Raw genomic sequence first — 25,885 nt, 5'->3', positions numbered from 1 at the left:
GCCCCTCACATGGGTAACAGGGCTAGGCTCTGTCCGTGACCAGTGTTGCCAAACCCACGCCGACCAGTGCCTCGGCCGCTCCCGTCAGTGCTTCGGATCAGGTAGGGGAGCGTTCGGGGGCCCGGGCCCCTGCACCCGACGGGCAGAGCGTGCGAGTGGTGACGGTCGCCTTCAACCCGGGTGAGGAGCTGGAGCGCTTCCTGGCCTCCTTGGCCGCGGCGACGGAGCGCAGGCTCGTCGTCGTCATCGCGGACAACGGCACCGAGCACGACGTCGTCACTGCTGCCGCCGAGCGACACGGGGCGCGCGTCGTCGGGGACGGCACCAACCTCGGTTACGGGGCGGGTGCCAACCTGGCGGCCGCGGATTTGGAGGAGGACTGGATCGTGGTGGCCAATCCCGATCTCGTCTGGAGACCCGGGAGCCTCGACGTCCTCATTGATGCGGGCCTGGCCAACCCGGCGGCCGGCTGCCTGGGGCCCCTTCTGCTCAACCCCGACGGCACCGTCTACCCCTCCGGGCGCGCCCTGCCCTCCCTGGTCAAGGGGGCCGGGCACGCCGTCCTGGGCCGGATGTGGCCGGCCAACCCCTTCTCCGCCGCCTATCACACCGCCGATCAGGGCGGCTCGGGCGGGTCGCGGACGGTGGGCTGGCTCTCGGGAGCCTGCCTACTGCTGCCCGCCGCCGCCTGGAGGCGCCTGGAGGGCTTCGACGACGACTACTTCATGTTCTTCGAGGACGTGGACTTGGGGGAGCGGGTCGGACGGGCCGGCTGGCTCAACGTGCAAGTGTCGGACTCCGTCGTCGTCCACGAGCAGGGGGCCAGCTGGAAGGCCCGCCCCGAGAAGATGATCCGGGCGCACCACGCCTCCGCCCGCCACTACCTCAACGGCGTCTACAGCGCCCCGTGGCAGGCGCCGGTGCGCTGGCTGCTGACCGGCGGGCTGCGCCTGCGTGAGGAGCTCGAGGTCCGCGCCTCCCGGAACTGAGGGGGAGTGCCCGCTGCTCTCCGGGCGTTTCGGGGTCAGTCGTCAGTCTCAGCGGTGAGCCGCGCGCCGGCAGGGGGCTCGGGGGCGTTGTCCAGGGCGATGCGGCGAGCCAGGTGAGTGATCTGCCGCTCCCTGGCGCTGTTGCGTCTGAAGGAGGAGAGGATCTGCGCCAGGAAGGCGATGACCAGGGCGTAGAGCAGGAAGTCAGTTCCTCGCCCGACTCCCATCCGGTGCGCGATCGAGCTCATCACCCAGGGGAAGGTGATGTTGAAGACGGCGAAGGCTACGAAGGCCAGGGTGACCAGCCTGCGGGCGGCCATGTGGCGGGCCCCGCCGGGGGTGCGCAGCATCATCCAGCCGACGGCGATCACGGCCAGGATCAGGGCGGCCTGGATGTAGAACTGGTGGTTCGTGATCGGCGTGACCCGGGTGGCGAACTGATGAATCATGGGCTGTGCCTTCCGTGCGGGCTCAGGAGAAGAGCAGGTCGACCAGGATGTTGACCGAGTTCCACAGGGACTGGCCCTTGGCGCGGGAGTAGTCGGTGTAGACGATGTGCACCGGGAACTCGCGCCAGGGCATGCCGGTGGCGCCGATCTGGCGAATGATCTCGCTGGCGTGCGCCATCCGGTTCTGCCTGAGGTCGAGCTGCGCCAGGACGTCGCGGCGGAGCACCCGCAGGCCGTTGTGGGCGTCGGTCAGGCGCATGCCGGAGGTGTGCGAGCTGACGGCCGCCGCCGTGCGCAGGACCATCCGCTTGAGCCACCCCACCGGGGAGGGACCCTCGAGGAAGCGCGAGCCGAGGACGACGGCGAGATTCTCGGCTCGCGCCGCGGCCACCATGGCGGCGGCGTCCGTGGTGGAGTGCTGGCCGTCGGCGTCGAAGGTGACGACGTAGTCGGCATTGGTCTTCTCCAGCACGTAGGAGAAGCCCGTCTGCAGCGCTGCGCCCTGGCCGAGGTTGATCGGGTGGCGCACGACCACGGCCCCCGCGGCGGCCGCCTCCCGGGCAGAGGCGTCCTTGGAGCCGTCGTCGACGACAACGACATGGGGGAAGACTGTGCGGGCCTGGGAGATGACCTCGCGCACGACGGTCGCCTCGTTGTACAGGGGAATGACGAGCCAGGTGTCGGTGACCGGGAGCGCCGGGGTGGGCTCCCCGGTCTGCGATGCGGTGGAGGTAGTCACCACCGCATTCTTGCACGCGAACAGAGGGCGCCAGCCCTCTTGCGGGAGGCGGGGGCGGTTGGCCTTGGTGGGGTAGGTCTCCTTCGGGGCGTGCCCGGGCGGCGTCTGGCGGGGGTGGGTCCCCTAGGATGGGGCCGGTCGTGCAGTGCCCGCCGCCTCCGGCGACCGGAGTGGCACGGCTTCCGGCAGCCACCAGGCTGCCCGGACTCATTCGATCGTCAGGGCGGTGCGAGCCGTCCGCACAGGAGTCGCCGTGGCCACCAGCATCGCCCCGTCCGCCGATGTCCCTCCGGGTTCCAGCCGGGAGGGGAGTGACGGCGCTCATGGTGCCGGTGGCGCCGGCAGCGCGCCCGGCCGTGCGGATGCGGCGGCCGCGTCCCCGAGGGGTGCTGGGGCGGTGGGCCGGCGCAGTCTGCTCCTGCTCACCGACGCCTTCCCCTATGAGGTGGGGGAGGAGTTCCTCGAGCAGGAGATCGAGACCCTGTGCGCCGCATACGACGAGGTCGTCATCGTCCCGATGCGCCTGAGCCAGGGGGCCCGTCAGACCCGCGACCTGCCGGCCAATGCCCGCTGCGCCCTGCTGCCCGCCTCGCGGCTGGCCGACTGGCGCCTCCAGGCCCTCCTGCGCGCCCCGCAGATTCTGCTGGGCCGCGAGCGCATGGTGGAGACCCCGGTGTGGAAGAGCTTCGGCCGCTTCGGCATGGATGTGCGCTTCGCGGCGATCGCCCTGAGCGCGTACGGACGAATGCGTCGGCTCTTGCCGAGCCTGGGGCTGGAGGGGACGGGGCACCTGACCATCTACTCGTACTGGTTCTTCACCGGGGCGGCACTGGGCGGCATGCTGCGGCGTCGGGAGCTGAGAAGGCGCCCGGTGACGGTGGTCTCGCGAGCGCATGCCTACGACGTTGACGAGGCCGACGCCCCCCGCGGCTACATCCCCTCACGCGCCTTCGTCATGCGGGCCGTGGACCGGGTCTATCCGATCTCGGACTACGCGGCCTCCTTCCTGCACCGGCGCTTTCCCGAGGCCCGGAACATCGAGGTGCGCCGGCTGGGGGTGCCGCCCGCTCCGCGCCACGAGCGTCACCGGACTGAGCCCTTCCAACTGGTCTCCTGCTCGCACATGGCCCCCTACAAGCGGGTCCACCTCATCGTGGAGGCCGTCGCCGAGCTGGAGCGACGCGGTCGGAGAGTCTCCTGGACCCACATCGGCGAGAACGACGCCGACCGTCTGGCCGCCATGCGCGCCCGGGCCGAGGAGCTGATCGACTCGAGCCCGGTGACCTTCACCGGGCACCTGACCAACCGCGAGGTGCGCGAGCTCTATGCCGCCACCGACTTCGCCTGCTTCCTCAACTGCTCCGACGGTGAGGGCGTCCCGGTGGCCGTCATGGAGGCCCAGGCGGCGGGCATGCCGGTCGTGGCCACCGCCGCCGGTGGGACCGGCGAGATCGTCCACGACGGCGAGAACGGCCGGCTCGTCCCGGTGGAGGTCACCGCCTCACAGGTGGCCGACGCCGTCGAGTCCGTGATGGACCTCAGTGACGCCCAGTACGCAGCCATGAGTGCGCAGGCCCACGCCACCTGGGCGAGGATGTCGGACGCGCAGCGTCAGTACCGAGAGTTCGTTGACGGCCTGGTGGCCCTGGAGGGCTGAGGTCATCTCCCGGGACCGTCTTCCTCCGCCTCTTCTCAGCGGCGTCGCAGAGGAGAGGCGCCGGAGATGTCGTCTCGCGGGGGTCAGTCCCCTAGGATGGGGCCGGTCGTGCAGCGCCGCCGCCTCCGGCGACCGGAGCGGCACGGCTTCCGGCAGCCACCAGGCTGCCCGGACTCATTCGATCGTCAGGGCGGTGCGAGCCGCCCGCACAGGAGTCGCCGTGGCCACCCGCATCGCCCCGTCCGCCGATGTCTCCGAGGAAGCCGTGCTCGGAGAGGGCACCAGCATCTGGCACCTCGCACAGGTCCGTGAGCACGCCGTCCTCGGACGGGACTGCATCGTGGGGCGCGGCGCCTACATCGGTGAGGGCGTCGTCATGGGGGACAACTGCAAGGTGCAGAACTACGCCCTCGTCTACGAGCCGGCCCGCCTGGCCAACGGGGTCTTCATCGGCCCGGCGGTCACGCTGACCAACGACCACTTCCCCCGGGCCGTCAACCCCGACGGCTCGCTCAAGTCGGCCGCCGACTGGGAACCCGTGGGAGTCACCATCGAGCAGGGCGCGTCGATCGGCGCCCGCGCCGTGTGCGTGGCTCCGGTGCGCATCGGGGCCTGGGCCACGGTGGCCGCCGGCGCCGTGGTCACCAAGGACGTTCCCGCCCACGCCCTGGTCGCCGGGGTCCCCGCCCGCCGCATCGGCTGGGTCGGACGCGCCGGCGAGCCCCTCACCCCCGCTGACCCCGGCCCCGACGGCGCCCCACGCTGGCGCTGCCCCGTCACCGGGACCCTGTACGAGCAGTTCGACGCCGAGCCCGCTGCCGGGTCCGGCTCGCAGTCCAGCTCCGAATCCACCACCATCCGAGAGGTCACCCACTGATGTCACGCGAGTTCATCCCAGCAGCCAAGCCGATCATCGGGCAGGAGGAGCGCGACGCCGTCGACGCCGTCCTCACCTCGGGCATGGTCGTCCAGGGGCCCCAGGTCAAGGCCTTCGAGGAGGAGTTCTCCGCCCAGGTCGTCGACGGTGTCCACTGCGTGGCCGTCAACTCCGGCACCTCGGCCCAGCACGTGGCCACCCTGGCCAGCGAGCTCCAGGAGCGCGCCGGCGGGGCCCCGGAGGTCATCGTCCCCTCCTTCACCTTCGCCGCCACCGGCAACTCGGTGGCCATCAGTGGTGCCGTGCCGGTCTTCGCCGACATCGACCCTGTGACCTTCAACCTCGACCCCGCCAGCGTCGAGGCCTCCATCACCGAGCGCACGGCGGCCATCGAGGTGGTCCACCTCTACGGTCTGCCCGCCAACATGCCGGAGATCCTCGCCATCGCCGAGCGTCACGGCCTGGCCGTCTTCGAGGACTGCGCCCAGGCGCATGGCGCCGCCATCGAGGGCAAGCCCGTGGGCACCTTCGGGGCCTGGGGCTCCTTCTCCTTCTACCCCACCAAGAACATGACCAGCCTCGAGGGCGGCATGATTACCACGGCCGACGCCGAGCTGGCCCGCCGCTGCCGCCTCATCCGCAACCAGGGCATGGAGCAGCAGTACGCCAACGAGCTGGTGGGCCTCAACAACCGCATGACGGACGTGGCCGCCGCCGTCGGCCGCGTCCAGCTGACCAAGCTGGCCGGCTGGACCGCTGCCCGCCAGGCCAACGCCGCGCGCCTCAACGAGCTGCTGGCGGGCGTCGAGGGCGTCGTCACCCCCTTCGTTCCCGAGGGCTACACGCACGTCTACCACCAGTACACGATCCGCCTCGAGGGTGCCACGGGCGCCGAGCGCGATGCCGTCCAGGCCGCCCTGCGCGAGGAGTGGCAGGTCGGCAGCGGCGTCTACTACCCGATCCCCAACCACCGCCTGGCCTCCCTGTCCCACTACGCCGAGGGTCTCGAGCTGCCCGGAACCGAGAAGGCCGCCCGCGAGTGCCTCTCCCTGCCGGTCCACCCCTCCCTGAGCGAGGCGGACCTGGAGCGCATCGGCCAGGCCGTGGCCGCCACCGTCAAGGCAGGTGCCTGACATGGGTGAGAACGTCGCTCTCGACGGGCAGGCCACCACTGCGCTGCCCGAGGTCCACCACCTCACCGACAAGGGCACGGCGGACAACCCGCTGCGCGTGGGCCTCATCGGCCTGGGCTCCATGGGGCGCCACCACGCCCGGGTCATCCGCGCCACTGAGGGCATGGAGCTCGTGGCCGTGGCCGACCCCGGCGGCGACCGCTTCGGCGTGGCCGGCGAGCTGCCGGTCCTGCCCGATGTCCACGCCCTCATCGACGCCGGACTCGACGCCGCCATGGTGGCCGTCCCCACCGTCTACCACGAGGACGTCGCCCTGGCCCTGGCCGAGGCCGGCGTGCACACCATGGTGGAGAAGCCCATCGCCCACGACGCCGCCGCGGGCCGCCGCGTGGCCGCCGCCTTCGCCGAGCGGGGCCTGGTGGGCGCCGTCGGCTACGTGGAGCGCTGCAACCCGGCCCTGCGGGCCCTGCGCGAGCGCCTCGACGCCGGTGAGCTCGGCGAGGTCTACCAGGTCCTCACCCGCCGCCAGGGCCCCTTCCCGGCCCGCATCAGCGACGTCGGCGTCGTCAAGGACCTGGCCACCCACGACATCGACCTGACCGCCTGGGTCGCCGGCGCCCGCTACACCTCCGTGGCCGCGCAGGTCACGCACCGCTCCGGCCGCCAGAACGAGGACATGATGGTGGCCACCGGCCTGCTGGAGGGCGGCATCATCGTCAGCCACCAGGTCAACTGGCTCACCCCCTTCAAGGAGCGCGTCACGATCGTCACCGGCGAGAAGGGCGCCTTCGTGGCGGACACCCTCACCGGGGACCTCACCTTCCACGCCAACGGCACCGTGGCCTCCACCTGGGACCAGGTCGCCGCCTTCCGAGGCGTCAGCGAGGGCGACGTCATCCGCTACGCGATCCCCAAGCGCGAGCCGCTGGCCCTGGAGCAGGAGAACTTCCGCGACGCCGTGCGAGGCGTGGCCCAGCGCCACGTCACCATGGCCGAGGGCGTGGCCACGCTCGACGTCGTCGAGGCGGTCCTGACCTCGGCGAGCGAGAACCGGACGGTCGCGCTCTGAACCGCTCAGCCGCACCGAGCGGCCCCGTGGCGGGAGTGCTCGCCCGGGTCCGCTCGGTCATGGAGTCCTCCCCGTTCCTGCGCCACGTCCTGACCCTGGTCAGCGGCACGGCCACCGCCCAGGCCATCGTCTTCGGCATGACGATGATCCTCACCCGCATCTTCTCCGACGCGGACCTCGGCCAGCTGGCGCGCTACACCTCGGTCGTCTCGATCATCACGGCCGTGGCGGCCCTCCGCTACGACATGACGATCATGCTCCCCAAGAAGGACGCCTGGGCCCTGGCCTGCGCCCGCCTGGGAATGGTGTGCATCGTGGTGGTCTCGGTCGTCTCCAGCGTCGTGGCCTTCCTCCTCAAGCCGCTGGTCACCCGGTACTGGGGGGCGGATATCGCCGTCTGGATGCCGCTGCTGGGCGTGACCACGCTGCTGCTGTCCACGGTCCAGCTCCTCCAGTACTGGTACAACCGCCAGTCGGACTACCGGACGATCTCGATCAACCGGGTCGAGCAGCAGGTCGGGCAGTCCCTCGGCCAGCTCGTCCTGGGGGCGGCGGGGATGGTCAGCGTCGGAGGCCTGCTGATCGGTCAGACGATCGGGCAGGCCTGGGCCTTCATCAACCTGGGGCGCAAGGCCAAGCCCTTGCACCGGCCGCTGCCGCCGGAGGCGCCCACCCTGTGGCAGGTGGCCCGCCGCTATAGGCGCATGCCCCTGCTCAACGGCCTCAACGCCTTCGTCGACGCCGTGCGGCTCAACGGCATCAACCTGCTCGTGGGCTCCTACTCGGTGGCCAGCCTGGGGCAGTTCAACCTGGCCTGGCGCTGCCTGGAGGTTCCGCTGGCTCTCATCAACGCCGCCGTGGGGCAGGTCTTCTTCCACAAGCTCGCCACCCTGCGTCCCGGACAGATGCGCCCCCTGGTCCGCCAGGTCATCAAGCGGGTCCTTATCATCGGGACCGCGCCGTTCGTCCTGCTCTACATCGTGTCGCCCTGGCTCTTCCCCCTGCTCTTCGGCAGCAGCTGGACCGAGGCGGGCAGCTTCGCCAGGGCCCTGACCCCCTGGCTGTTCATCCTCCTGGTCACCTCCCCGCTGTCGACTCTCTTCGTCGTCACCGAGAACCAGGACTGGCTACTCATGTTCTCGGTGGTCTACGCCGCCGTCCCCCTGGCCTGGCTCTGGTTCAGCCCGTACTCGCTGCTGACGACCACCTACGTCCTGGGCGTCCTCATGTGCCTCATCCTGGTGGTGCAGATCCTCATGGCCGATGCCGCCGCCCGCCGCTTCGACGCCAGGCCCCCCGCCAGTGAGGCCGACGAGGGCCACTACGAAGCCGCTGACGACTCCGGGGACGCAGCCGGCACGCCCGAGGATCAGTAGGATTTCGAGTACTGGGCGATGGCGGCCTCGTAGGCGCGGCCGTAGGAGTGCGCCACCTGACTGGGGGAGAAGGCCCGCGGCAGCCTGTCCTGGATGTCGCGCGCCGTGAGGTCCGTGCACCGTCCCATGACGTCGACGACGGCCCTGGCCCACGCGGCGGGGTCGTCCTGAGAGACGATCTCGCTCACAGAGGGATCCAGGAAGCTGGTGTGCGCCCCCCGGTCACTGGTGACCACTGGCCGGCCGGCGGCAACGGCCTCGGCGGCACCCAGGAAGAAGGTCTCGGCGAGCGTGGGTACGAGGAAGAGGTCGTTGTCGGCCAGGACCTGCTGCACCTGATCGCCCGGCAGCTGACCGGTCAGCTCCAGGTCGACGCCCAGGGCGGCCGCGAGATCCGTGCAGCGATCGGCCAGGGGCCCGCCACCCACCCAGGTCAACCGGGCCGGAACCCCCTGCTTCGCCAGCGCGGCGACCGCCTCAACCGCCAGGTCCGGGCGCTTGCGCTCGATGAGCCCCCCGATACCGACGATCCGCAGCGTGTCACGCCCCAGCTCAACGCTGCGGCGCGGCGCCGGTTCCTCAGGCATGGTGACCTCATTGGGGACCGTCAGGATCTCACCCTCGGGGCGGTAGGCCCGCAGGTCGGCGGCGAGCTGGTCGGAGACGGTGGTGACGACGTCGGGCCGGCGCTCCAGGCGCAGGACCACCTGAGCCCCCGCCCGCGCCAGGGAGCCGAGCTCGGCGCCGCGCTGGGCGATCCCCGACCAGTGCTCCGTGTGGAGCCACGGCTGACGGGGCCGACTCAGGGAGTAGGGCAGGAGGGTGGAGACCGCGTGAGTGTGGACGACGTCACTGTCCCGAGTCAGCGCTGTCAGCTCCCGCCTGGCCGCGAGCACCTCGTGGGGCCGCGACAGCGACATGGGCAGGCGCACGACGGGCAGCCCCATCACCCGGTCGCGGCGCACCCCGTCGTCGACGGAGGCCGAGGCGAGGTGGACGACACGAATATCGTGGCCGGCCGCCGCCATGGAGGCGGCGTGGCGTGCCACGAAGACCCCCAGACCCGGTGAGCGGTGCGTGGGGAACCAGGTGGTGACGATGGTGACGCGCATGATGCTGCCCAGGGAGCCAGTGCGGGCGATCAGCCGGGCAGGTGCTCGGTGAGGGCCTGGACCACTCGGGCCGCGGCGTTGCCGTCCCCGTAGGGGTGGGCATCGGCGTCGGCGGGCTCGGTCGGCCGGGCACGGGAGGCGGCGTCGACCAGGGCCTGACCGGGCTCGACCAGGACGTTCCAGCCCAGATCGACGGTCTCGACCCACTCGGTCTGGGGACGCACCGTGGTGCACGGCGCCCGCAGGAGGAAGGCCTCCTTCTGCAGGCCGCCGGAGTCGGTGACCACGCCGCGGGCGTGCAGGGTCGAGGCGACGAGCTCGGGGTAGGCCAGGGGCGGGTGCATCCGCAGGTTGCCCGAGTCCTCCAGGGTGATGCCGTGCTCGGCGCACTTGGCCACCAGGCGCGGGTGGGCCAGGAGCACCACCGGGTGATCGACCGCCGCCAGCGACTCCAGGATGGAGCGCAGGCGCTCGGGGTCGTCGGTGTTCTCCGCCCGGTGGATGGTCGCCAGCGAGTAGCCGCCCTCGGGCAGGTCCAGCTCGGTCATGACGGGGGAGGGGGTATCGATGACGGAGTCGCGCACCGAGAACAGGATGTCGGTCATCACGTCGCCCACGACGACGGTGCGCTCTGCCAGGCCCTCGTCCGCCAGGTGGGCGGCCCCCACCTCGGTCGGTGCCAGCAGCAGGTCGGCGGCGTGATCGGTCAGGATCCGGTTGATCTCCTCGGGCATGGCCCGATTGAAGGAGCGCAGGCCCGCCTCCAGGTGGGCGATGGGCACGTGGAGCTTGACGGCGGACAGCGCCCCGGCCAGTGTGGAGTTCGTGTCCCCGTAGACCAGGACCCAGTCGGGGCGATGGGTCTCGATGGTCTCGTCCATGGCCGCGAGCATCGTGCCGGTCTGCACCCCGTGCGACCCCGAGCCGACTCCGAGGTGGACGTCCGGTGCCGAGATCCCCAGGTCGCTGAAGAAGACATCGGAGAGCATCGGGTCATAGTGCTGCCCGGTGTGAACAATCACATGGTCGATGCCGGCCTCACGGAAAGCGGCGTCGATCGGGGCTAGCTTGACGAACTGGGGCCGGGCGCCCACCACTGACATGACACGCATGGTTGAGACTCTACCGTGACTGCGCGGGCTCCAGTGCCATCGAGCGCCAGGGAGTCAAGGACGCGGAGGCCTTTTCGAACGGTCGTGAACATCGTTGGGGCGGCGCTGAAAGGGCGGTACTTCCACGGAGGCCGCCCCCGGCTGCTGAGCTCCACCGCGAGGTGCCGGACCGCCGACGTCGTGTCATAACTGTGATCGGCCGATGGTACTATCATTCGCGCTCGAGTCTGTCTGCCTGGTGCGGCCGCGCCTGGTTCCTGAGATACCCCCTAAAGGAGGCGAGGCACCGTATGGCTGCGATCGTCTACCACTCCCCTTTCCCCCTGGATCGGGAGGCGTCGTCGGCTTCCGGTATCCGGCCTGTGCGCATGCTCGATGCCTTCCGGGAGCTCGGTTACACCGTGCTGGACGTGACCGGCTCGGCCCGGGAGAGATCGCGTCGCCTGCGCGCCCTGAAGGACCGCCTCCAGGGCGGGGAGCGCATCGAGTTCCTCTACTCCGAGTGCGCGACCATTCCCACCATGCTGACTGAGCCGCGCCACCTCCCGCCCCACCCCTTCGTCGACCCGGCGCTCATGGGGCTGATGCACCGGCATGGTGTACCCACGTCCCTGTTCTACCGGGACATCTACTGGGCCTTCCCCGACTATCGCGAGAGGGTCGGGGCCGCGCTGGCCACGGCCATGGGATGCGTCTACCGCTATGACCTGGCCTGGTACTCGCGCTACATCGACCGCCTCTACCTGCCCTCGATGCGCATGGGCGCCCACGTCCCCGGGTTCCCCGAGGAGCGCATGGCCCCGCTGCCCCCGGGCTGCGAGATCGTTGACGAGGCGCCCTCCTCCCGCCCCGACGGCGAGCTCCACCTGCTCTACATCGGCGGGCTGGGTGGCCACTACCGGCTCCAGGAGTGCCTGCGCGCCGTCGTCGACGTGCCCGGCACCAGCCTGACCATCTGCACCCGCCCCGACCAGTGGGAGGCGGCCGGCGACCAGTACGCCGACCTGGTGGAGGCCGCCGGCGGCCGGATCGAGGTCGTGCACCGTTCCGGGGAGGAGCTCACCGCCCTCTACGAGCGCGCCGACCTGTGCGTCCTGTTCGTCGAGCCGGACCCGTATCGGGAGTTCGCCTCCCCGGTCAAGCTCTACGAGTACCTCGGACGCGGCAAACCGGTCATCGCCTCCCAGGGGACCCTGGCCGCCGAGGTCGTGGGCGCCGCCGGCGCCGGCTGGACCCTTCCGTATGACGCTACAGTGCTCTCCGGACTGCTGCGCAGGCTCCTCCAGCACCCCCAGGAGGTCGCCGAGGCCGCCGGCCGGGCCCGGCAGGCCCGCCAGGAGCACACCTGGCTCAGTCGGGCGCGCACGGTCGCCCAGGACATGCAGGCGGTTCGGGCCGGCGCACTGGCCCAGGCCCGCACGCTGCGAGCAGGAGGGAACCGATGAGCGCACGGGGCTTCGTCAAGGCGTCGCTGGGCGCTCTGGTCCTCGGCGGTGCCGCGGCCGCGCTGGCGACGGCGGTGACGTCGCGTCGGTGCGCCCGTTCCGGTCGAGCCGACGGCGTCCTGCTGGCCACCCGCATCCACCTGCCCGAGGCCGCTGCCGCCTCCTTCCGGCTCGACAGCGTGGAGAAGGCGCTCGCGGCCGACGGGACGGCGGTGCGGGTCCTCACCAGCCGGGCCCCGGCCGACGCGCCGCAGGGCGAGCCCGATCCTGAGGGGGTCCAGGTCTCGCGCTGGCCGGTCCTGCGGGACTCCTCGGGCTACCTGCGCGGCTACGTGCCCTACCTGTCCTTCGATCTGCCCCTGGCTCTCAGGCTGCTGGTGGCCCGTCGGCCGGAGGCGATCCTCGTGGAGCCGCCCCCGACGACCGGCGCGGTCGTGCGGGTCGTGGCGGCCCTGCGCGCGATTCCCTACGTGTGGTACGCCGCGGACGTCTGGTCGGCGGCAGCGGCCTCCACCGGTGCGGCCGACATCGTCGTGCGGGCCGTCGAGAGGCTCGAGGCCTTCGCCGTCGGCGGGGCGGCTCGGGTCATCGCCGTCAATGACGGAGTCGCCCAGTCCGTCGCCGAGCTCGTGAACGCGGCACCGGACGACGAGTCCTGGGCGCAGCGGATACGGGTCGTGCCCAACGGGATCGACACCGCTGTCTTCGACGCCCACGGGCCGACCCCCTCCGAGCCGGACCGTGCGCGGATCGGGCTGAGCGGGCCGTACTTCGTCTACGCCGGAACGGCCTCGGAGTGGCAGGGCGCCGACGTCTTCGTCCACGCCCTGGCCCAGGTGCGACGCACCCACCCGAAGGCCCAGCTGCTCTTCCTGGGCCGGGGAACGGCCTGGCAGGAGATCACCCAGGCCGCCTCCCAGCTGCCCGCGGGCCCCGACGGCGCCCCGGCCGTCATCATGCACCCGGCCGTGCCCGCGGCCGAGGCCGCCGTGTGGCAGCGGGGCGCCGCAGCGGCCCTGGTGTCCATCAAGCCCGGGCAGGGCTACGACTTCGCCTACCCCACCAAGGTCCTCTCCGCCCTGGGATGCGGCACACCGGTGCTCTTCGCCGGTCGCGGGCCGGTGTCCGCGGACGTGCGCGACTTCGACCTGGGATGGGCGGCCGAGCACGACGCGGCAGCGGTCGCCGAGGCCATGAGCACGGCGCTGGACACCTACGACGCCGAGATCACCTCGGGTACGCGGCCCGCCACGGCGCAGCGCTTCCACGACTGGGTCGAGGACCATCGCTCGCTGCGTGCCACGGGGCAGTCCGCCGCCCGTGTCGTGCAGGAGGCCGCCGGCAGGGCCGGTGACAGCAGCGAGGAGAGTGCTGGGGGCCATGAGGTACGTCGAGTGAGTGAGGCGCAACGTTGGTGACCAACAGCCTGGTCGACTGGTTCAACACCCTGCCAACCGCGGTCCTGCTTCTGTCTGCGCTCTTCGGGGTCGGGTGGCTCGTGCTGCGCGCCGCCGGAATGAGAGGGATCCGTCCCGTCGCGCTGGCCCCGACCATCAGCGCCCTCATCCTGACGGCCGACGGGCTCTTCCAGGCCGCCGTCGGCAAGCCCTGGGGCTGGATCCCCGTCATGGTGACGACCGCGCTCCTGGCCTTTGCCGCCACCACGGCGAAGCGTCTCATCGACCGCTGGGACCCGGGGATCCTCCTCATGCCCGAGGACCAGCGGGAGGGCATGACCATGCGCACCGACGGCGGACGCGCCGAACGCAGGCTCTTCCTGACGGTCCTGGTGTTCTGGGCCGTCACCGCGCTGCCCGTCATTCTCACGATCCCGCCCAACGCGGTCTCTCAGAGCGGTGACGCCCTCTACCACTACATGCAGGTCGCCATCATCGAGCGCGAGGACTACGCCTCGATGTTCAACCCGAACGCCGGCATGTTCGGGCTCACGAGCCACGCGGGCTTCTACCCGATCGTGTGGCACCAGGTCGCCAGCCTGGGAGCGTGGAGCTGGCGTGAGACGCTCATCGCCAACAACGTCCTGCTGCTGGCCGTGGCGCTGGTGTGGTACCTCGGCCTGGTCTACCTGGCTCGTACCGCCCTGCCCAAGGTCCGACACGCCCCCTACCTGGCGCTGGCCGCCTCGCTCCTGGCTCCGGTCTTCCCCTGGCGGCTCACCTACGGTGCGGCGCTGTGGCCCTACTGCATGGCAGTGGCCACCTGCCCGGCCGTGATCGCCATGTCGATCGAGTGCTGGCGCCGTGCCCGCACCCTCATGGTGGTGGCCGCCCGGGAGCAGAACACGTCGGTTTGGGGCGCACGGGCGCGTGCCGCCATGGCGTTGAGCGCGATCATCCCCTTCTTCGTCGGGTCCTGCCTCATCCACACCTCAGCGGCGGCGATGCTCCTGTGGCCGCTGTTCGGCATCCTCCTGTGCCAGGCGGTGTACTCGGGGATCAAGAGCTGGCGCTCCGAGCGACGCGCCCAGGCCGCGGCCTGGTGGATCGGCGCCCTCCTGGCGGTGGTCGCGTTCGTCGCCTTCGTCGTGCTGCCCGGTCCCCAGCAGCAGCACTTCGGCAGGTACACCGAGTTGGACTGGAGCAACCTGACCACCAAGCTCCTCATCCCCATCACCCTGGACTACTTCGGCGGCTGGGCCATTGAGTGGATCGAGATGCCGTTGGCGACCCTGTGCCTTCTGGGCTCGGCGATCTGCCTGTGGCGGCGACGCAACTGGGAACTCGTCGTGGCCTGGATCTTCAGCATGTCCCTCATCCTGGCCGCCATTGCCCCCATCCCGGTGCTCTCGGCGTTCACCGGCCTGTTCTACCGGGTTCCCCACCGCATCAAGGCGATGACCGCCGTCCTGGCGGTGCTCCTCGTCGTCGTCGCCCTGGACGCGTTGCGCACGTGGCTCAGCCCGCTGGGAGCGCGGGCCGGCTCCGCGCTGCGCGGAGCCCTCGGACGTATCGGCCTGGCCTCCGTGAGCACGGCGGTGCTCAGGGCAGGGGCCGCCGTCGCCGCCCTGGCCGTGTGCCTGCCCATCATGCTGATCGGGAGCCGGGCCGTGGCCACCGATGTACGCGAGGGATATCTTCCCGTGCACGGCGACACCCGCTTCATCGCGGACACGGCCGAGCTCGACATGATCCGCCGGCTGCCCGACGAGCTGCCGGACAACGCCGTCGTCATCGGCGACCCGGTGGCCGGGACCGGCTACATCCCCATCCTCACTGGTATGCGCAGCGTGTGGGTCTTCCCCGGTCAGGCCGCCGACGACCAGGACGGGATCTACCTGCGTGAGAACTTCAACCGGATTCACACCGACCCTCACGTGTGCGAGCTCCTCCAGCGGCACGGGATCCACTACTTCTACGCCGACAAGGACATCGTCTTCAACGGCAACCGGCTCAGCAAGTTCCGACCCGGCCTCTACAAGGTCGACACCTCCAGCGGATTCACCCTCGTCGACTCCGGTGGCTCGGCCTCGCTGTGGCGCATCGACGTCTGCAGCTGACGGCCTGCTGACGCTCTGACAGCGCCCGCATCGGGGACTATGAGCTCTCAGAGCTCTCAGCTCATGGGGACGACGGGCTCGGCGCCCCAGGTCCCGTCCAGGAACAGCTGCGTCCACAGGCCCGTCGAGGTGGCCCCCCTGGACATGCGCAGGATCTGCTCGGTGTAGGGCATGGGGGCGTTGAAGGCCTCGAAGGCCATGGGGTGGCGCAGCATGGTGCGCATGGAGACCGCCCGGGACAGCGCCGTGCGGGTGCCGGTGACGGTCAGTGCCGCCATGAGCGCGCGCCGCGGCCCCGCCGGGATCCGCGCGGCCGGCGCCTCGAAGAGCTGGGAGGCAGTGCCCGTCGCCTCGCCGTAGACCTCCGCCGTGAACTGCGCGTACCAGTCGCGAGTGGCGGTCAGCTCCTCCGATCCCCGCAGCCAGGCGCGCCACATCTCGGTGTCGAGCATCGGCAGCGCCCAGCCGTATCCGAAGGCCTCGTAGGCCTTGAAGGACTCGTTGATGTACTTGGCCTGACGTTCCTGGAGGTTGACCCACTCCAGGAGCTCCTGGACGCAGCGCCCGCCTCCAGGAAGGTCCTCGCCCGGGTTGGTCGGGAAGGAGACCTCCTGGGCTCCCTTCACCACGGCTCGGCGCAGCAGGGGCAGGTGGCGCCACGCATCGCGGTCCCCCTGAAGCAGCGAGTGGTGGCGGGCCGCGGCGGTGAGTACCTCGTTGCGTGAGGGGCTGCCCTCGAGCAGGTGCTCGTCATGCATGTTGCCGACGATCGTGTGGCCGGGCAGGAACACCGCATCGGTGTCGATCAGGGCCTGGCGGCGCATCTGGAGCAGGGCGTACCAGTCCTGGACGTGCGGCAGCGAGGTCAGGCCCCAGGTGCGCCTCTGGAAGTCGACGCCGTCGGGCCCGGCCCAGCTGCGAGCCACCTCGGCGGGGTCCAGGTCGACCGTGAACCAGTCCAACTCGAGCGCCTCGGCCACGCCCCGGGAGATGGCGACCTCAGAGCTGCCCGGCACCCCGTAGGTGAAGGTCACCACGTCGCGGGCCCCGTGGCGCTTGAGCCAGACGGCCAGCAGCCTGGAGTCCAGCCCACCGGAGAGGGGAACGAGGATCTGGCGGCCGTCGATGTCCTGAAGGACGCGCTCGACCGCGGTGTCGAGCGCGCCACGGAAGACGGCCGCGAACTCCTCTGGGGAGGTGATCGGGTCAGCGGCGTACCGGTAGGTCTCCCACGAGCGGCTGCTCCAGGTGCCGTCGGGGCGCAGCTCCACCACCGATCCGGCCGGAGTGGCGTAGACCTCGTGGGCCAGTGTCCGCGTCCCCGGTGTGAAGCCAGAGTGCAGGAAGACCTCGGCGGCCTCCTCATCGCGCACCCAGGCCGGGGCGTGTCGGCGCAGCTCCTCAGGGTCGTCGCTGATGACCCAGGTGTCGCCCGCGCGGGTGAACAACAGGTGGTGGGAACGGGTGTGGTCCGTGGTCAGGCGCACGAGGCCGTCGTCGGCCTCGATGAGTGTCCAGGCCCCCGTGCGCCGCTCGGGCCGCTCGCGCCGCAGGGACTCCAGGTCACCGGACCCGAGCGGTAGCGGTCGCCACAGGTGGTACTGGGGCGCCGAGGACGCTGGGGACGCTATGGGCGCTGGGGGCTCAGCGTCCGCGGGACCGTGCGTCCACGTCGGAGACGTCAGGTGAAGGCGGTATCCGGAAGGGGACGTGTCCGTGCGGTCCGTGTGGTCCAAGTCGTGCATGTGGACATGGTAAGCGCCGTATCATACGGAGGGCTGCTACCCGAGCCGCCACCTGAGCATCAACCTGAGCCTCAGCCTGATCCGTCGGAAGGACCAACCCGTATGCGCATCGCCGTCGTCGCCCTGGGCAAGATCGGACTGCCTCTGGCCGTCCAGTACGCAGACAAGGGTCACGAGGTCATCGGAGTCGACGTCAACCCCGCCGTCGTCGAGGCCGTCAACGCCGGAACCGAGCCCTTCCCCGGCGAGGCCCACCTGGCCGAGAAGCTCGCAGCCCTGAGCCCCGCCACCGGCAACGGCGCCCTGCGCGCCACCACCGACTACGCCGAGGCCATCCCCGAGGCCGACGCCATCGTCCTGGTCGTGCCGCTCTTCGTCAACGACGCCACCTGGGAGCCGGACTTCGCCTGGATGGACGACGCCACTCGCTCCCTGGCCGCCCACCTGACCCCCAACACCCTCATCTCCTACGAGACCACCCTGCCCGTCGGCACGCTGCGGGGCCGCTTCAAGCCCATGATCGAGGAGATCAGCGGCCTGAAGGAGGGGACCGACTTCCACCTCGTCTTCAGCCCCGAGCGGGTCCTCACCGGCCGCGTCTTCGCCGACCTGCGCCGCTACCCCAAGCTCGTGGGCGGTCTGGACGAGGCCGGCACCCAGGCCGGCATCGCCTTCTACGAGTCCGTCCTCGACTTCGACGAGCGCGACGACCTGCCCCGCCCCAACGGCGTGTGGGACATGGGCACCGCCGAGGCCGCCGAGATGGCCAAGCTCGCCGAGACCACCTACCGCGACGTCAACATCGGCCTGGCCAACCAGTTCGCCGTCTACGCCGACAAGGCCGGCTTCGACATCGAGCGCGTCATCGAGGCCTGCAACTCCCAGCCCTACTCCCACATCCACCGCCCCGGCATCGCGGTGGGCGGGCACTGCATCCCGGTCTACCCGCGCCTGTACCTGTCCACCGACCCCGACGCCTCCGTGGTGCGCACCGCCCGCACCTTCAACGCCACGATGCCCGCCTACGTGGTGGGTCGGGCCACCGAGGTGCTCGGCTCGCTCAAGGGCCTGCGCGTCGTCGTGCTGGGGGCCTCCTACCGCGGCAAGGTCAAGGAGACCGCCTTCTCCGGGGTCTTCCCCACCGTGGAGGCCCTGCGCGAGGCCGGCGCCGAGGTCCTCGTCCACGACCCCATGTACACCGACGAGGAGCTGGCCGGTTTCGGCTGGACCCCCTACCACCTGGGGGAGCAGGTCGACGTCGCCATCGTCCAGGCCGACCACCCCGAGTACGGCGAGCTCTCCGCCGCCGACCTGCCCGGGCTGCGCCTCCTGCTGGACGGACGCCGCGCCACCGACGCCGCCAAGTGGACCGGTGTGCCGCGCCTGACCATCGGCGGAGGCGAGTGACCCCGCAGGCGCTCTGAGGTCGGCAGGAGGAATGACTGCGAGCGTGGCGGCGGGGCTGTCCGGAGACTCCGGCTGGATTCTGACGGCCGCCACGCTCGTCGTGGCCGGGCTGCTCCTGGTGCCCGGCTGGATCGTGGGACGCTCGGCGCGCCTTGCCGCACTGCCGTCGCTGGCGGTGGCTCCCGCGCTCGGCTCGGCGATTATCGCGGCGACGGAGATCCTCGCCCACACCCTCGCGTTGCCCTGGCTCCCCTGGGGGTGGGCGGTGATCGCCGGCCTGACGGCGGTCTTGGCGTTGATGGCACGTCTGATCGTCGGTGCTCCGCCGGAGCGTGCGCGACGAGCGGCGTCGCAGGGCCGGGACGAGTGGGTGATCCTGGCTGCAGGCCTGACCGTGGCCGTTGCTGTGCCGGCCGGGGTGATTCTGACCGTCCTGCCGGGGCCCGGCTACCCGGCGCAGGTCTTCGACGCCACCTTCCACCTCAACGCGGTGGCGGCCATCCGTGAGGGCGGTAACGCCTCTATGCTGGGGGGCCTGTCCGCCCTCTACTCCGGTCGCGCCGTCTACTACCCCACGGTCTGGCACGGGGTGGTGGCGCTGGCACCGGGCAGCCCGGCCCCGGTCAGTACCGCGGGGGTGCTGGCCCTCACCGCGGTGGTCTGGCCGCTGAGCCTGTTGGGGTTGCTCGCCCGGGCCGCAGGTCTTGACGCCGCCCGGGCCTCGGAGACGGACCGAGCCCGCCGCAGGCAACAGACCTGCGCGGTCGCCGTTGTGCTCGCGCTCAGCGCCGCAGTGGTGGGCTTCCCACTGCTGCCCATGACGGCCTTGGCAGTGTGGCCCTACGCCCTGAGTGTTGTGGGGCTTCCCGGCGTCCTCGTGCTCTACGACCTGCTGCGTCAGGAAACCTCCTCGTGGCGCCTGCGTCTGGTACTGGTCCTCCTCGCCCTGGCCGCCGCCGGCGGCGTGGTGGCGGCGCACGGCACCGGCCTGTTCAACCTCGCCGTCTTGAGCCCACCCTTCTTGGTCAACCTCCTCGTCTCCCGATGGCGTCGCAGCGCCACCAGGCGGGGCGGCCGCGCCCTCCTGGTGGTCGGAGCGGTCGCGTCCGTGCTGGTCCTGGCAATGGGGGCCTGGGTCATGCGCGCCTCCCTGGCCTCTGTCCTGGGCTATCAGCGCCCGGCCGGGGGAGTGGGCGGCATCGTGGCGACCCTGGGGCAGGCGCTCATCGACCTGCCGATGTACGGGGCGGTCCCGGGGGCCTCCGTGCCCGTCGGGATCGTGTTCGGCGGACTCACCCTGGCGGCGGCATGGTCGGCACGTGCACACCGGGATCAGCGCCCCTGGCTCGTCATGTGGCTCCTGTCGCTGCTGCTTGTGGTCCTCGTGGGGGGACCCCAGTGGGCCGGCCGTCAGCTCGGGGCGCCCTGGTACCTCCAGAAGGCCCGGATCCTTCCGCTTGTCATCCTGCCGGCGCTCGTTCTCATGGTGCAGGCCGGGGCCGGGCGGCCTGGGCGACGACTGTGGGGGCTGCTGCGTCGACTGGCCTCACGGGTCGGCGGGGCCCGGCCGCAGCGTGCGGCGGTGGCCATGCTGGCAGCGCTTGTACTTCTGCCGGTGGTGGCAAGGGTCCCCCTGGAACGCAACCTCGTCGCCTCCGTCTACGACCCGCAGCGCATCAAGTACGGGACCTTGCTGACCGAGGACGCCCTGGCGCTCATTGAGCGCTCGAGGAGCGTCCTGCCTCAGGACGCGGTCGTCCTCGGAGCGCCATCGCGAGGGGCCGCCCACCTGTGGTCCTTGGGCGGGGTCCACGTCGTCTACCCGACGCGTGACCAGACAGCACCTGGAACCCTGGGTGCGACCCTGCCCTCTGCCTGGCCCACCCTGGGCCAGAAGGGCTCGCGGACCTGCGCGCTCCTCAACCAGCTGGGCGTGCGCTACTTCTACAGCAGCTCGGACGCCACGGCCGCGGGCTCCGTGGCAGGCGCGGCCCCCCTGCGCTGGGACGCCCCGCTGACCCGGATCCCCAGCGAGGGGCTCGAGCTCATCGACTCCCAGGGCAGCACCTCACTGTGGCGCATCACCGCCTGCGACTGAGGGGGCTTACTTCACGATCCTGAGTCAGGAGACTGAGGCCAGCTTTCGCACGACGTACTGATTCAAGCTGGTGGACTGCTCTGCTGCTTCCATGGCCAGACGTCGGTGCAGGTCCTCGCCGAGGCGCAGCTGGAACTTACCCGAGTAGTGACGGGTCGATTGTGTTGTCTCATGACTTCTGAGAGTTTCGGATGTCATGACATCTCAAGACACCGGTTGGGTGGGTCTGCCAGATGGGAGAGAGATGGGAGAGCTGCTGTTTCGACCTGTCGGAGGGGCTGACCCGGTCGCTCTGGTGGTTGCTGGCGTCGTCTGGCGCGCACTGCACGAGGGTGGGGTGCTACTGGAGGAGGGTTGGGTGCACTTTGGGTAGGTGGGGCCTTCGTGCAGTACGCACAACCCTTCGCCAGTGGATCCCGACCCTCGTGGAGCAAGCCGACTCGGGCCATCTCGAGCCAGTTCTGGGTGGGGCCGGAGTCAAACCATGACTGCCGGGACCCTGCGCAGACGGCGGGCAGGGAGCGGTGGAGGAGAACCTGTGAGGGAGGCACCGGGCTCTGCCGTACGAACCCCGGACTCTCGCTCCTGCGCGGCCCGGTGTCCACAGCGCTGACATTGACGAGCCTGGCGTCGAAGCGCCCAGCGGGGATCGTTGGAATCCTGCGGTTCTTCTTCGGTGTGCTGCGCCGGTGCGCCTTTAATGTCAGCACCATGGACACCCACACCCCGTCATGCCTCGCCCCTAAGCCACCCTCGCCTCCAGGGCCACCAGCCTGCCCCGGGTTTCCGCCCGAGCGGGTGTCTCAGAAGTCATGACACTCACATGTCTCAGAAGTGAGGAGACAGCACATAGTGACGGGTCGATAGAGGCTCTGGCACTGCTTCCCCTGACGCGAGGAGGTCGGCGACCACCTCGCTGACCACGTCACGCAGAAGCTGTACCTTGCAGTGTCGATGGCTGTACTCATGTCTCCGTCTCTCCCTTCTTCTCGATGGCGGCGAGAACCTGTCTCACTTGATACGGCTTTGCCCGCCCATGGTCATTCTGGATGCTGACACGAGGATCGCCGGGCGCAGACGCGTGTGGGGCCCCCGCGGGGACCCCACACGTCATGACTTGTCGTTGGCGGCTCGATGGCGGCGCCGCCCGGTCACTGCCCCTGGGCGGCGTACTTGGCCTCGACCTCGGCCTTGAGCGGGCGCCACCAGGCCTCGTTGTCCCGGTACCAGTCGATGGTGGCCTGCAGGCCGGAGCGGAAGTCGGTGAACCTCGGCGCCCAGCCGAGCTCCTGGACCAGCTTGGAGTTGTCGATGGCGTAGCGCATGTCGTGACCGGGGCGGTCGGCGACGTGCTCGTAGTCGTCGGGAGCGTGGCCCATGAGCTCCAGGATCAGCTCGACGACCTCCTTGTTGTTCTTCTCGCCGTCGGCGCCGATGAGGTAGGTCTCGCCAATGCGGCCTTTCTCGATGATGTCCCACACGGCGTCGTTGTGGTCCAGGACGTGGATCCAGTCGCGCACGTTCTCGCCGGCGCCGTAGAGCTTGGGGCGCACGCCGTCGATGAGGTTGGTGATCTGACGCGGGATGAACTTCTCGATGTGCTGGTAGGGCCCGTAGTTGTTCGAGCAGTTGGAGATGGTGGCCTCCACGCCGAAGGAGCGCACCCAGGCGCGCACGAGCAGGTCGCTTCCGGCCTTGGATGAGGAGTAGGGGGAGGAGGGGTTGTAGGGCGTCGTCGGCTCGAACTTCGCCGGGTCGTCCAGCTCCAGGTCCCCGTAGACCTCGTCGGTGGAGATGTGGTGGAAGCGCACCTTGTGGCGGCGCACCGCCTCCAGGAGGGTGAAGGTGCCCACGAGGTTGGTCTGGATGAAGGGGGAGGGGTCGCGCAGCGAGTTGTCGTTGTGAGACTCGGCAGCGAAGTGGACGACGACGTCGGCCTGGGCGACGAGCGGGTCGACGACGTCGGCGTCGGCGATGTCCCCGACGACGAGCGTGACGCGGTCGCCCAGGTCCGCCAGTGAGCCCTTGTTCCCGGCGTAGGTGAGCTTGTCCAGGACGGTGACGGTGGCATCGGGGTGGCGCACCAGGGTCTGGTGGACGAAGTTGGCGCCGATGAAGCCGGCGCCTCCGGTGATGAGGACGTGCATAGAACTCGCTCCGATACGTGGGAACTGCGGGCGCTGAGCGCCCATCATGGCCGACGCCATCATGCCACAGGAGTGCGCTCGAGCTCACGGGCGGCTGCAGAGCGCGACTTCCGGGCCGGCGCAGTCGGACCGAGGGTCCTGGGGTGGTGAGACCGGATTGCAATAGACGTGCCGTGAACCGGTAAAACCGCGGAGCCTCAAGAAAAGGTGTGGGGTGGGCTGGTGGTCTCCGGGATTCTGGGTGCCGATGCAGCCGGCGCCGTCAAGGACCCTCCGTGACATTCAGTAAACTATCAGCAATCTCTTGGAAATTGCTCAGAAATTAGATTTCGTGCCTCTCGAGGGAGCGCGTCGTCGGTTGTGATGGTGAGGCCTGATGGACGCCCGTCGGTATCACCTCAAAGGAACCCCATGAACGTCCCTCGCGCTCTTGGCCGCATCGCCCCCCGCGGCGGCCATCGCCTCAGTGGCCATGCCGGTGGTCTCAGCGCCCGCGCACACGCGTGCCGCTCCGCCGGGCTCATCGCCCTGTCCTCACTGCTCCTGTCCAGCCTGGTGCCCGTGGCCGGTGCCGCTCCGGGTGCCGGCGACTCCGGTGGTCAGGGCGAGGTCCCCGCTCCGGTGCAGATCCTCGACCTGACCACCGTTAGCGGCCAGGCCACCGAGGTGGCGCAGTCGGGGCTCGACGACGTCCAGGCCTCGCCGGGGCAGGGCTCCGGCTCGGGGTCGCGCGATGGGGCGGACGCCCAGACGCCAAGGCCGTCGACCGAGGAGGCCAGTGGCTCCGATAACGCCGCCTCGGTGAGTCCGGCGCCGGTGCTCGGCGCAACCGCCACCGTGCCCGCCCTCGCTCAGACGATGGGAGCAGCCGGCGGCCCGGCCCCGTCGATCCTGCCGGCGGCCACGGATCCGCAGGCGGACGCCGCCTTGCTCACCGACCCCCTCGAGGTTGACCGCTTCTTCGTCGCCGGCTTCACCTGGACCGGTGGTGCCGACCTGCCCGACGGCGTGCGCATCTACCTGCGCGTGCGGGAGAACGGGAGCTGGTCGCCCTGGTACCTGAGTGAGGCGGCCGACTCCGGCCGCGACGACCGCGCCACCCCCGGCACGGGGGAGTTCGTCACCGGCGGGGCCGACGCGATCCAGGCCTCCGTCGTCGGCGGCTCGCTTCCCGCTGGGCTCAAGCTGGCCCTGGTCCCCTCCCGCCCGCAGGGCGAGGAGGTCCTCGATGCCGACGACCTCAAGACCACTGAGGCTGCACCGACCCCCGTCATCGAGGATGCCTCCGCCATGGAGAACCAGGGCACTCAGGTGGATCCGGCCGCCATGACGCTGTCCGCGAGCCCCGCGCCGGTCGCCCAGCCCGCCGCAGCATCGGTTGCTTCGCCAGCCACTGCACCAGCCACTGTGCCTGTCGTTGCACCGGCTGCGACGACCGCTAACGGCCTGCCGGTTGCGGTGACCACCCGGGCCGAGTGGGGGGCCAATGCCTCCTACATGAGCTGGGATCCCGAGTACGCGAGAGCCGGCCACGTCGTCGTCCACCACACCGCAGGCACCAACAGCTACTCAGCAGGCCAGTCCGCCTCCATCGTGCGGGGCATCTACTACTACCACGCGGTCGTCCTGGACTGGGGCGACATCGGCTACAACTTCCTCGTCGACAAGTTCGGCACCGTCTTCGAGGGGCGCTCCGGCTCCGTGGCGGCACCGGCCGGCAGGATGAGCATCGGGGCGCACGCCCGCGGCGTCAACACCGGCACCATGGGCATCTCCATGATGGGGGACTACAGCACGGTGTCCCCCTCGGATGCCCAACTGAGCTCCGTGGGCAAGATGGCCGGATGGTTCCTCAAACGAGCCGGCATCTCCGATGTCACCGGCTGGGCGGGCCTGCACGTGTGGACGACCGAGCGCTACCAGGCCGGCTCCACCATCTCCATGCCCCGCATCCTCGGGCACCGCGACGTCGGCTACACCACCTGCCCCGGCAACGTCGGCTACTCCAAGCTCGGCACCATCCGCGCCATCGCCAAGGCGCAGGGCTCCTCCCCGCAGGGGGGAAGCAGTGGTGCGTCGTCGACCGTGCCCCAGGACCATCCGGGAGCCGTCGCCCTGCGCAGCGCCCTGGGTGCCAACGGCTGGATCGGAGCGGCCACCTCCGGCGTCCAGGCCTCCACCAAGGGTGGGGTGTTCCAGAGCTTCGAGCACGGGGTGGGCTACTGGAGCCCGGCGACTGGTGCGCAGTTCGTGGGTGAGCCGGTGCTCAGTGCCTGGGGCGCTTACGGCTATCAGACCGGGTCCATGGGCTACCCGCGCAGTGGTGGCGTGGTAGGAGTCGGCGGCAGCCGTCACCAGATCTTCGAAGGCGGCATCGCATACTGGCGCCCCGGGGGCCGGGTCAGCTTCATCCACGGCTCGATCCTCAACGCCTGGGCCGCCGCCGGCTGGGAGCGCTCCTGGCTGGGGCTGCCCACCTCCAACGAGACCGCCTCCACCAAGGGTGGAGTGTTCCAGCGCTTCGAGCGCGGGGTGGCTTACTGGAGCCCGGCGACTGGTGCGCAGTTCGTGGGTGAGCCGGTGCTCAGTGCCTGGGGCGCTTACGGCTATCAGACCGGGTCCATGGGCTACCCGCGCAGCGGTGGCGTGGTAGGGGTCGGTGGCAGCCGTCACCAGATCTTCGAAGGCGGCATCGCCTACTGGCGCCCCGGGGGTCGGGTCAGCTTCATCCACGGCTCGATCCTCAACGCCTGGGCCGCCGCCGGCTGGGAGCGCTCCAAGGTGGGGCTGCCCACCGGGCGCGCAGTGCGCCAGGCCGACGGCACCATGACCCAGACCTTTGAGAAGGGCAGCATCTCCGTGGCGCCCAACGGGAAGGTGGCCATCCGCTGACATCTCGCACCGGGGGAGCGGCGAGGCGGCCAGAAGTGCATGAGACAGCTCATGAGACACTGGCCGCCTCACCGCTTCCTCACCAGCCGCCTTCATCGACCACCTGCCGGGAAGGACCTCC

19 protein-coding genes are annotated in these 25,885 nt (G+C 70.5%); 12 read left to right on the top strand and 7 right to left on the bottom strand.

All coding sequences use genetic code 11. The features are described 5' to 3' along the window. Window positions 1–35 precede the first annotated feature (35 nt). Window positions 36–989 (top strand): glycosyltransferase, encoded by a 954-nt coding sequence (locus tag AB7V09_RS06440; protein ID WP_419143261.1) that lies wholly within the window; start codon window positions 36–38, stop codon window positions 987–989. Window positions 990–1,024: 35 nt separating this feature from the next. Here AB7V09_RS06440 and AB7V09_RS06435 read toward each other — a convergent pair whose 3' ends face one another. After that, on the bottom strand, window positions 1,025–1,438 hold the full coding sequence (locus AB7V09_RS06435) for a DUF2304 domain-containing protein (RefSeq protein ID WP_003787089.1): 414 nt from the start codon (window positions 1,436–1,438) through the stop codon (window positions 1,025–1,027). Between the two features lie 22 nt (window positions 1,439–1,460). Next, a complete protein-coding gene (locus AB7V09_RS06430; RefSeq protein WP_419143260.1) occupies window positions 1,461–2,177 on the bottom strand; it encodes a glycosyltransferase family 2 protein in 717 nt (238 codons plus the stop codon). Between the two features lie 253 nt (window positions 2,178–2,430). Between AB7V09_RS06430 and AB7V09_RS06425 the strand changes: the two genes are divergently transcribed. The 5 genes from AB7V09_RS06425 (at window position 2,431) to AB7V09_RS06405 (ending at window position 8,289) form a co-directional block, all read left to right on the top strand. Beyond that, window positions 2,431–3,834, top strand: coding sequence for a glycosyltransferase (locus tag AB7V09_RS06425; protein WP_419143259.1), 1,404 nt, complete (start codon window positions 2,431–2,433; stop codon window positions 3,832–3,834). A gap of 220 nt (window positions 3,835–4,054) precedes the next feature. Further along, window positions 4,055–4,711 (top strand): acyltransferase, encoded by a 657-nt coding sequence (locus AB7V09_RS06420; protein WP_419143258.1) that lies wholly within the window; start codon window positions 4,055–4,057, stop codon window positions 4,709–4,711. Next, window positions 4,711–5,844 (top strand): DegT/DnrJ/EryC1/StrS family aminotransferase, encoded by a 1,134-nt coding sequence (locus AB7V09_RS06415; RefSeq protein WP_419143257.1) that lies wholly within the window; start codon window positions 4,711–4,713, stop codon window positions 5,842–5,844. Before AB7V09_RS06420 ends, AB7V09_RS06415 begins: the two co-directional genes overlap by 1 nt. Window position 5,845: 1 nt before the next feature. Beyond that, the gene (locus AB7V09_RS06410) at window positions 5,846–6,913 is read left to right on the top strand and encodes a Gfo/Idh/MocA family protein (protein WP_279014315.1); all 1,068 of its coding nucleotides are present in this window, start codon (window positions 5,846–5,848) and stop codon (window positions 6,911–6,913) included. 26 nt (window positions 6,914–6,939) lie between these two features. Next, window positions 6,940–8,289: a lipopolysaccharide biosynthesis protein gene (locus AB7V09_RS06405; protein WP_279014313.1), complete on the top strand. Its 1,350-nt coding sequence runs from the start codon at window positions 6,940–6,942 to the stop codon at window positions 8,287–8,289. On the opposite strand, the gene AB7V09_RS06400 is transcribed toward AB7V09_RS06405, so the two are convergent. Together AB7V09_RS06400 and wecB are read right to left on the bottom strand one after the other, a co-directional pair. Then, on the bottom strand, window positions 8,283–9,401 hold the full coding sequence (locus AB7V09_RS06400) for a glycosyltransferase family 4 protein (protein WP_279014312.1): 1,119 nt from the start codon (window positions 9,399–9,401) through the stop codon (window positions 8,283–8,285). The genes AB7V09_RS06405 and AB7V09_RS06400 overlap by 7 nt on opposite strands. 29 nt (window positions 9,402–9,430) lie before the next feature. Continuing rightward, the gene (gene wecB / locus AB7V09_RS06395; protein WP_308503973.1) at window positions 9,431–10,513 is read right to left on the bottom strand and encodes a non-hydrolyzing UDP-N-acetylglucosamine 2-epimerase; all 1,083 of its coding nucleotides are present in this window, start codon (window positions 10,511–10,513) and stop codon (window positions 9,431–9,433) included. 290 nt (window positions 10,514–10,803) lie between these two features. On the opposite strand from wecB, the gene AB7V09_RS06390 reads away from it, so the two are divergent. Genes AB7V09_RS06390 through AB7V09_RS06380 form a run of 3 tightly spaced genes read left to right on the top strand, consistent with a single transcriptional unit; the run spans window position 10,804 to window position 15,475 of the window. Then, a complete protein-coding gene (locus tag AB7V09_RS06390; protein WP_279015222.1) occupies window positions 10,804–11,958 on the top strand; it encodes a glycosyltransferase family protein in 1,155 nt (384 codons plus the stop codon). Further along, complete coding sequence (locus AB7V09_RS06385; RefSeq protein WP_279015220.1) at window positions 11,955–13,376, top strand: glycosyltransferase; 1,422 nt, start codon at window positions 11,955–11,957, stop codon at window positions 13,374–13,376. Before AB7V09_RS06390 ends, AB7V09_RS06385 begins: the two co-directional genes overlap by 4 nt. Continuing rightward, window positions 13,373–15,475 carry a DUF6541 family protein gene (locus tag AB7V09_RS06380; protein WP_279015219.1) on the top strand — a complete coding sequence of 701 codons (2,103 nt, stop codon included), beginning with the start codon at window positions 13,373–13,375 and terminating at the stop codon, window positions 15,473–15,475. Before AB7V09_RS06385 ends, AB7V09_RS06380 begins: the two co-directional genes overlap by 4 nt. Before the next feature lie 56 nt (window positions 15,476–15,531). On the opposite strand, the gene AB7V09_RS06375 is transcribed toward AB7V09_RS06380, so the two are convergent. Next, the gene (locus tag AB7V09_RS06375; protein WP_279015217.1) at window positions 15,532–17,220 is read right to left on the bottom strand and encodes an asparagine synthase-related protein; all 1,689 of its coding nucleotides are present in this window, start codon (window positions 17,218–17,220) and stop codon (window positions 15,532–15,534) included. A gap of 102 nt (window positions 17,221–17,322) precedes the next feature. On the opposite strand from AB7V09_RS06375, the gene AB7V09_RS06370 reads away from it, so the two are divergent. Together AB7V09_RS06370 and AB7V09_RS06365 are read left to right on the top strand one after the other, a co-directional pair. Further along, window positions 17,323–18,627, top strand: a complete 1,305-nt coding sequence (locus AB7V09_RS06370; RefSeq protein WP_003787076.1) for a nucleotide sugar dehydrogenase — start codon at window positions 17,323–17,325, stop codon at window positions 18,625–18,627. Window positions 18,628–18,658: 31 nt separating this feature from the next. Continuing rightward, window positions 18,659–20,725 (top strand): DUF6541 family protein, encoded by a 2,067-nt coding sequence (locus AB7V09_RS06365; protein ID WP_419143256.1) that lies wholly within the window; start codon window positions 18,659–18,661, stop codon window positions 20,723–20,725. Window positions 20,726–20,749: 24 nt separating this feature from the next. On the opposite strand, the gene AB7V09_RS06360 is transcribed toward AB7V09_RS06365, so the two are convergent. Further along, window positions 20,750–20,923: a type II toxin-antitoxin system HicB family antitoxin gene (locus tag AB7V09_RS06360; RefSeq protein WP_081385314.1), complete on the bottom strand. Its 174-nt coding sequence runs from the start codon at window positions 20,921–20,923 to the stop codon at window positions 20,750–20,752. Between the two features lie 953 nt (window positions 20,924–21,876). Next, entirely contained in the window at window positions 21,877–22,872 is a 996-nt protein-coding gene (gene rfbB / locus AB7V09_RS06355; protein ID WP_075374379.1) for a dTDP-glucose 4,6-dehydratase, read from the bottom strand. 411 nt (window positions 22,873–23,283) lie between these two features. Here rfbB and AB7V09_RS06350 point away from each other — a divergent pair, with 411 nt between their 5' ends. Next, window positions 23,284–25,764 carry an N-acetylmuramoyl-L-alanine amidase gene (locus tag AB7V09_RS06350; protein WP_419143255.1) on the top strand — a complete coding sequence of 827 codons (2,481 nt, stop codon included), beginning with the start codon at window positions 23,284–23,286 and terminating at the stop codon, window positions 25,762–25,764. The last annotated feature ends 121 nt before the right edge of the window (window positions 25,765–25,885 follow it).

Origin of the sequence: Actinomyces sp. SKVG-SVH-4(1) (assembly GCF_048514265.1) — a bacterium.
Classification (GTDB): domain Bacteria; phylum Actinomycetota; class Actinomycetes; order Actinomycetales; family Actinomycetaceae; genus Actinomyces; species Actinomyces oris.
Note: the sequence above shows the minus strand (reverse complement) of the source record. Positions and strands in the feature narration are given on the sequence as shown.